The organism is uncultured Helicobacter sp., from assembly GCF_947367035.1.
GTDB lineage: Bacteria > Campylobacterota > Campylobacteria > Campylobacterales > Helicobacteraceae > Helicobacter_D.
The window spans coordinates 1-5,823 of sequence record NZ_CANBCA010000046.1 but is presented as its reverse complement, the minus strand read 5'-3'; the positions used below and the strand labels follow the sequence as shown (position 1 = coordinate 5,823).

The window sequence follows — 5,823 nt, the reverse complement described above, 5'->3', positions numbered from 1 at the left end:
CTACCCTAGAAGCTTAAACGCCCTAAGTGCGCTTGATGAGATTGCGCCGTTGTAGGGATAAGATTTTTGAGGCGCGCAAGTAAGGATTGCAAAAGAGATTCTAAGCTTGGCAAAAATTATTCTCACGCACTCAATACTAAACAAATTTTATTGATCTTGATATGAAAGCTTCTAGGCTTTAATCCGCACTATTTTTTAATGTTTATTAAAGCAATTTTGATTAAGATTACTCTAAAATCAACAAAAGCAAACTCTACTTCGTCAAGGATTCTTTATGAATGAGACAAATCCTCTTTTAGAATCTGATATACTCACTTGTCCTCATAAAGGAATCGTTCAATTAAAAAGTCTCTGTGGAAATTTACTTGAAGTAGAAGGTGTAGGAGTGATTACAGAATCAGATTTACTTCATTCTCCTATCATAGGTTGCACCAATAACATTGCAGGGATTCCTACTCCTTGCACACAAGTTTCTACTATCCCACCAAATGCAATTTCTTTAATCTTAGAGGTCAATGGCAGTGGAGTAATTTTGCAAAGTCAGATTCCAACAATCCTTACAGATAAAGGCTTTCCTCTTACATTACAAAATAAAACGTCTCATAACATTGTGTATTTAAAGGAGGAAGACAAAGCAAGGGAGGGAGAGGTTAAACAAAGTGAAAATGCAAGGCTAAATACACAAAGCACTATGGAATCCCATCACAATACAAACTCACATAAGGATTCCACAAAAGAGACAGAAAAACAAATCACAGAAATCTATTTTTCTTATGGAGAGGATAAAATAAAATTTAAGGACATCTCAAGACATTCACAAGATATAAATTTGCATATTAAAACACAAGGATATAGTGAGGGGGAGGAAGTGGATTTGACATTAGAATTTCAAGAAAAAACCTTTCAAATTTCAGCAACCATAAGAGATAATCAAGCTACGATTCTAAATGTCCTTAATGAAATAGAGGGGTCATAATGAATGTATGCAAGGTAAAATGTGGAGACAAAGAGGCAACAATCAAGATTCAAAGACCGAGCTTTAAGAGTGTGGAAAAGGCGTATGAGGAGATAAATAGATATTATATACAAGGAAAAGCTCAAGCAGTTTTTGAAAAAATTGGTGGAGAACCTCATAAAGAATTTTTAAATAATGAACAAATTATTAAAAAGCAAAATACAGATGGCATTGCAATGGGGGATATACAAAGATATACTCTAAATTCCTGTGCTTTACGAATGAGTTATGCACTTAATTATAGTTATTTGCTTGGAATACAATATTTAATTAAAAATCAGAAACTTCCTACATAATACAGGAAAATTAAAATTTGAAAATAAACGTTGGTTTGGAGCAGATAAAAACTTATATTGCTTAAGTATTTATGGAATAAGAAATTTCTTAACTTTAAATTGGGGAAATAGTGATAAACCATATTGTTTACGAACTTTTAAAAATAAAGATGAAGTTAGAAATTTTTATGAAAACAAATTTTCAAAATTTGATAAAAGCGGTATTGCAGTAATGAGAATCAAGGGCTTTGATGATGCAGGAGGACACACAACCTTATGGAATGGAGAAAACAAAAAATTTGAGGATTCTAAAATAAGCGAAAATTATTTGATTGGAAATCACAATGTGGTTGATTTTCAATTTTGGGAGTTAAAATGAAAAAGTTAGTTATGATTGCAATGTTCTTAGTTTTTTCTTTTGGTTTATATGCAGAGGAACAAAATACAATTTTTATGGATTATGATAGAAAGGCAACAGAATTAGGTTGGCTAGGATTGTCTCATTGTATCGGCATAGATGATAAGAGCGAAATTGAAAAGGAGCTTTATCGCTTATCACTTGACCCTACTAACTCTAAAACAAAAATAATGGATTCAAAAGCAGCTTTTGAGGAGTTAAAGCAATATATTGAAGGTGAGAAAGAATTTTATAATATTCACGAAAAAAACTCAAAATTTATAAATTTTAAGGGCTGTATTAGAATGTTTTATTATGGCACAGGCTATGGTTCAGATTATAATACACAGGTAGAACGCATAGTCAAAAAATATTGCAAGGAATGCGAGTAAATGATTGCTCTCATTCAAAGAAAAAGCATTATCGCAATGATTGGCACAGATGGGCTACGACATACTACTTTGTGGAATGGGAATGATTTTGTGGATACAGACTTGAAAGTAAGCCCTAATTATCTTAATGAATCTCAATATATAATACGAGATTTATACTTTTGGGATTTAATTGATTAAAGGGATTGTATGAAAAAGTTTGTTTTGCAATAAAGAGCCTTCGTTTGGTAATTGAGTTTGTTAAGCGAAAGTATTTGTTATTTTTAATATTTATTCAAAATATCTGTCAAACTCTTGACAAATACCAGGTATCAGGCTTTATAATTTCAAAGTTGGTTTTATTTTACCTCTAAGGAGAAAGAATGCAAGAGCACAAAGAGCTACTAGAGCGCAGGGAGTTTCTCAAAACCTCTGCAAAATTAGGCATAGGAGCAAGTCTAGCAAGTTTAAGCGGATTTGCTTTAAGTGCGTGTGATTCTAAAGAGGATTTGAAAACAGATTCCACACAGAATCTACAAAGCACAGAAAAAGCGGGAAAATCCCAAATACAAAATCATTTACAAGGAGACACAATGGAATTTATCACTTTAAACAATGTCGTAAAAATGCCAATTCTAGGCTATGGAGTATATCAAATTGAGCCAAAAGAAACGCAAAGGTGTGTAGAAGACGCAATCAGCGTGGGATATAGAAGCATTGATACCGCACAAGCGTATTTCAACGAAGCAGAAGTAGGTGCAGCGATAAAGACAGCCCTACAAGGTGGGCTAAAGCGCGAGGAGCTTTTCATCACGACAAAGCTTTGGATTAACAATTACCCTGAAGAAAAAGCACTCAAAGCGTGTGAGGAATCTTTGCGCAAACTAGGCTTAGATTATATAGATTTAATGCTGCTTCATCAGCCTTTTAACGATACTTACGGCGCGTGGAGAGCATTAAGCAGATTCTATAAAGAGGGTAGATTCAAAGCCATTGGTGTGAGTAACTTTTATCCTGATAGGATTATGGATTTTTACCTCAACAACGAGATTAAGCCGATGATTAATCAAATTGAGCTGCACCCTTTCTACCAAAAACAAGCCGAACAAAAAGTAAATACAGAGCTTGACATAGTTACACAATCGTGGGCGAGTTTCGCAGAGGGCAAAAATGGACTTTTTACCAATGAGATTCTTAGAAACATCGGGGAAAAATATAATAAAAGTGCCGCACAAGTGGTGTTGCGTTGGCTTATCCAAAGGCAAATCGTGGTGATTCCAAAAACAACGCGCAAAGAGCGAATGATTGAGAATTTTAATGTGTTTGACTTTAGCCTAAGTGATGAGGATATGCAAAGGATTGCCACACTTGATACGGGCAAAACGCTTTTTTTAGACCATCGCGACCCACAGAGCGCGAAATTCCTCTTTGATTATACTAAGATGCATAAAGCATAAATTTTAGGAGAACAAAATGACACACACAACATTCACACAAACTTTCACACGCATTTTTATAATGCTAATATTTTTTATAGGAGGTGGAGCAATGGCTCAAGAGAAATGGGACAAGGTATTTGCAAAAAGCAATGAAGTCAAAGTCCAAAAGGTAAAATTCACCAATCGTTATGGAATCACACTTGCGGGGGATTTGTATCTACCTAAGAATCTAGGCAAAGCACAAAAGCTCCCTGCAATCGCAATCAGTGGTCCTTTTGGCGCAGTCAAAGAACAAGCAAGTGGATTCTATGCGCAAACTTTAGCGCAAAAGGGCTTTATCACTCTTGCCTTTGACCCTTCCTATACAGGAGAGAGCGGAGGCAAACCTAGAAATGTCGCCTCACCCGATATTAATACAGAGGATTTTAGTGCAGCGGTGGATTTTCTAAGCAATTATGCAAATGTGGATTCTAACAAAATCGGCATTTTGGGCATTTGCGGATTTGGCGGATTTGCACTTAATGCTGCCGCAATGGATACGCGCATTAAGGCAGTCGTGGCTTCTACAATGTATGATATGAGTCGAGTCAATGCCAATGGCTATAATGATTCAATGGACGCAAAGGCGCGCTATAAGCTTAAAGAAAGTCTCAATGCACAGCGCACAAAGGATTTCAAAAGTGGCACTTACGCCAAAGCCGATGGATTGCCCCAAAAGCTTAGAGGCGATGAGCCACAATTTATCAAAGATTATTTTGATTATTACAAAACGCCTCGCGGATTCCACTCTCGCTCTATTAATTCTAATGAACATTGGAATCTCACTTCGTCTTTAGGCTTTATCAATGCGCCTATTTTAGCATATAGCGATGAGATAAAAAGTGCGGTTTTAATCATTCACGGCGATAAGGCACATAGCAAATATTTTAGCACTGACGCGTATAAAAAGATTAAGGGCAAAAATAAGGAATTATTGCTTATCAAAGACGCCAATCACACAGATTTGTATGATAACGCGCAAAAGATTCCCTTTGATAAAATCGCTACATTTTTTAATGCGAACTTGAAGTAGGACGCAAAGGAACAATATGCGCAAATATACATTTCTTTGTTTATTGTTTGTGCTGCTAACGCAATGCGCTTTAGGCAAAGACTTAAGGGGAGAATTGGAGGGGCAAATGCAAATACAAATGCAATTTAGCGGGAAAAGCTTTGTTTTGACTTTAGAAAATAATGCGGCTGCAAGGGATTTCTACGCACTCTTGCCTTTACGCCTAAGCTTTAGTGATTATGTAGGAAAGGAAAAGATTGCTAGGCTTGATAAAAGCCTAAGCACACAAGAGAGCGGAGAATATGATCCACAAAGCGGCGATTTTTTCTATTTCGCCCCTTGGGGTAATGTCGGAATCTTTTATGCCAAGCAGCCGCCATACAAGGGCTTGGTTAAGCTAGGCGCAGTAAAGGCAGAAAAAGAATCTTTTATCGCGCACCTAAAAGCTCAAAAGCAAGATTTTATCCTCACGATAGAAAAATATCCTAGCAAGGAGTAAAAATGAAAGCATTAGTCGCATTTTTTAGGCTTAAGAATAGAATTTTGTGAGAGCTAAAATTACAAAAGGGAAAAAATGAAAAAGAATATCGTTGTTGTAGGCGCAGGGAAAGGCTTAGGCAATGCTGTTGCAAAACGTTTTGGCAAGAGTGGTTTTAGGGTCATTCTCATTGCAAGGAATGTTGGGAATCTAAACGCATATAAAGAAGGGTTTGAAAAAGAGGGCATTGAGACTTTTATCTATTCTGCAGATTGTGAAAAACCGCAAACTTTGGAATCCGCTTTTAAAGAGATTCAAGACGCCTTTGGTGTTGTAGATGTCCTTGTGTATAATGCGAGAGTGCGTAAGGACGGGTTTGCAACGGCATTTAGCAATGATGACTTCATCAAGCATTATCAAACCGATGTCGCAAGTGCCTTATGTTGTGTTAAGCTTGTAATGCAAAAACAAGCGCAGCAAAGAAGCGGCGCGATTTTATTATCCGGCGGTATTTTTGGGGATAATCCTAGCAAAGAGCACGCGGGAATCTCAATAGGTAAAGCCGCACTCAAGGCGCTTGGCAAGACATTGCACGATGAATTAAAGGAAAAAGGCATTTTTGTGGGGCTTATCACCATAGCGGGACACATTCAGCCAAACACACAACACGCCCCTGAATTGATTGCAGAGAAATATTGGGAAGCTTACCAAAAGCAAGATAAATACGAAGTCGTGTATTAAACTGCAAATTTTAAGGGGGGGGATAATACAGGAAATAAACAGCAGAAAAATATCCT

9 protein-coding genes are annotated in these 5,823 nt (G+C 36.7%); all 9 read left to right on the top strand.

The features are described from left to right. The first annotated feature begins 274 nt into the window (after positions 1-274). The 9 genes from Q0Y61_RS09405 to Q0Y61_RS09365 all read left to right on the top strand — a co-directional run bounded on the left by Q0Y61_RS09405 (position 275) and on the right by Q0Y61_RS09365 (position 5,767). Entirely contained in the window at positions 275-976 is a 702-nt protein-coding gene (locus Q0Y61_RS09405; RefSeq protein ID WP_297814407.1) for a hypothetical protein, read from the top strand. Then, entirely contained in the window at positions 976-1,311 is a 336-nt protein-coding gene (locus Q0Y61_RS09400; protein WP_297814405.1) for a hypothetical protein, read from the top strand. Before Q0Y61_RS09405 ends, Q0Y61_RS09400 begins: the two co-directional genes overlap by 1 nt. Continuing rightward, complete coding sequence (locus Q0Y61_RS09395; RefSeq protein ID WP_366517303.1) at positions 1,292-1,669, top strand: T6SS effector amidase Tae4 family protein; 378 nt, start codon at positions 1,292-1,294, stop codon at positions 1,667-1,669. The genes Q0Y61_RS09400 and Q0Y61_RS09395 overlap by 20 nt, the downstream gene beginning before the upstream one ends. Beyond that, positions 1,666-2,079: a hypothetical protein gene (locus tag Q0Y61_RS09390; protein WP_297814403.1), complete on the top strand. Its 414-nt coding sequence runs from the start codon at positions 1,666-1,668 to the stop codon at positions 2,077-2,079. The genes Q0Y61_RS09395 and Q0Y61_RS09390 overlap by 4 nt, the downstream gene beginning before the upstream one ends. After that, positions 2,080-2,259, top strand: a complete 180-nt coding sequence (locus Q0Y61_RS09385; RefSeq protein ID WP_297814400.1) for a hypothetical protein — start codon at positions 2,080-2,082, stop codon at positions 2,257-2,259. It begins immediately after the preceding gene. Between the two features lie 182 nt (positions 2,260-2,441). Beyond that, on the top strand, positions 2,442-3,515 hold the full coding sequence (locus Q0Y61_RS09380) for an aldo/keto reductase (protein WP_297814396.1): 1,074 nt from the start codon (positions 2,442-2,444) through the stop codon (positions 3,513-3,515). A gap of 61 nt (positions 3,516-3,576) precedes the next feature. Then, complete coding sequence (locus Q0Y61_RS09375; RefSeq protein WP_297814409.1) at positions 3,577-4,569, top strand: alpha/beta hydrolase; 993 nt, start codon at positions 3,577-3,579, stop codon at positions 4,567-4,569. 16 nt (positions 4,570-4,585) lie between these two features. Next, positions 4,586-5,047 (top strand): cyclophilin-like fold protein, encoded by a 462-nt coding sequence (locus tag Q0Y61_RS09370; protein WP_297814393.1) that lies wholly within the window; start codon positions 4,586-4,588, stop codon positions 5,045-5,047. Between the two features lie 75 nt (positions 5,048-5,122). Next, the gene (locus Q0Y61_RS09365) at positions 5,123-5,767 is read left to right on the top strand and encodes an SDR family oxidoreductase (protein WP_297814390.1); all 645 of its coding nucleotides are present in this window, start codon (positions 5,123-5,125) and stop codon (positions 5,765-5,767) included. Positions 5,768-5,823 lie beyond the last annotated feature (56 nt).

Excerpts from the sequence above, each read along its gene's own strand:
- Q0Y61_RS09380 (WP_297814396.1), top strand. The coding sequence starts at position 2,442 with ATGCAAGAGCACAAAGAGCTACTAGAGCGCAGGGAGTTTCTCAAAACC.
- Q0Y61_RS09385 (WP_297814400.1), top strand. The coding sequence starts at position 2,080 with ATGATTGCTCTCATTCAAAGAAAAAGCATTATCGCAATGATTGGCACA.
- Q0Y61_RS09400 (WP_297814405.1), top strand. The coding sequence starts at position 976 with ATGAATGTATGCAAGGTAAAATGTGGAGACAAAGAGGCAACAATCAAG.
- Q0Y61_RS09365 (WP_297814390.1), top strand. The coding sequence starts at position 5,123 with ATGAAAAAGAATATCGTTGTTGTAGGCGCAGGGAAAGGCTTAGGCAAT.
- Q0Y61_RS09405 (WP_297814407.1), top strand. The coding sequence starts at position 275 with ATGAATGAGACAAATCCTCTTTTAGAATCTGATATACTCACTTGTCCT.
- Q0Y61_RS09390 (WP_297814403.1), top strand. The coding sequence starts at position 1,666 with ATGAAAAAGTTAGTTATGATTGCAATGTTCTTAGTTTTTTCTTTTGGT.
- Q0Y61_RS09370 (WP_297814393.1), top strand. The coding sequence starts at position 4,586 with ATGCGCAAATATACATTTCTTTGTTTATTGTTTGTGCTGCTAACGCAA.
- Q0Y61_RS09375 (WP_297814409.1), top strand. The coding sequence starts at position 3,577 with ATGCTAATATTTTTTATAGGAGGTGGAGCAATGGCTCAAGAGAAATGG.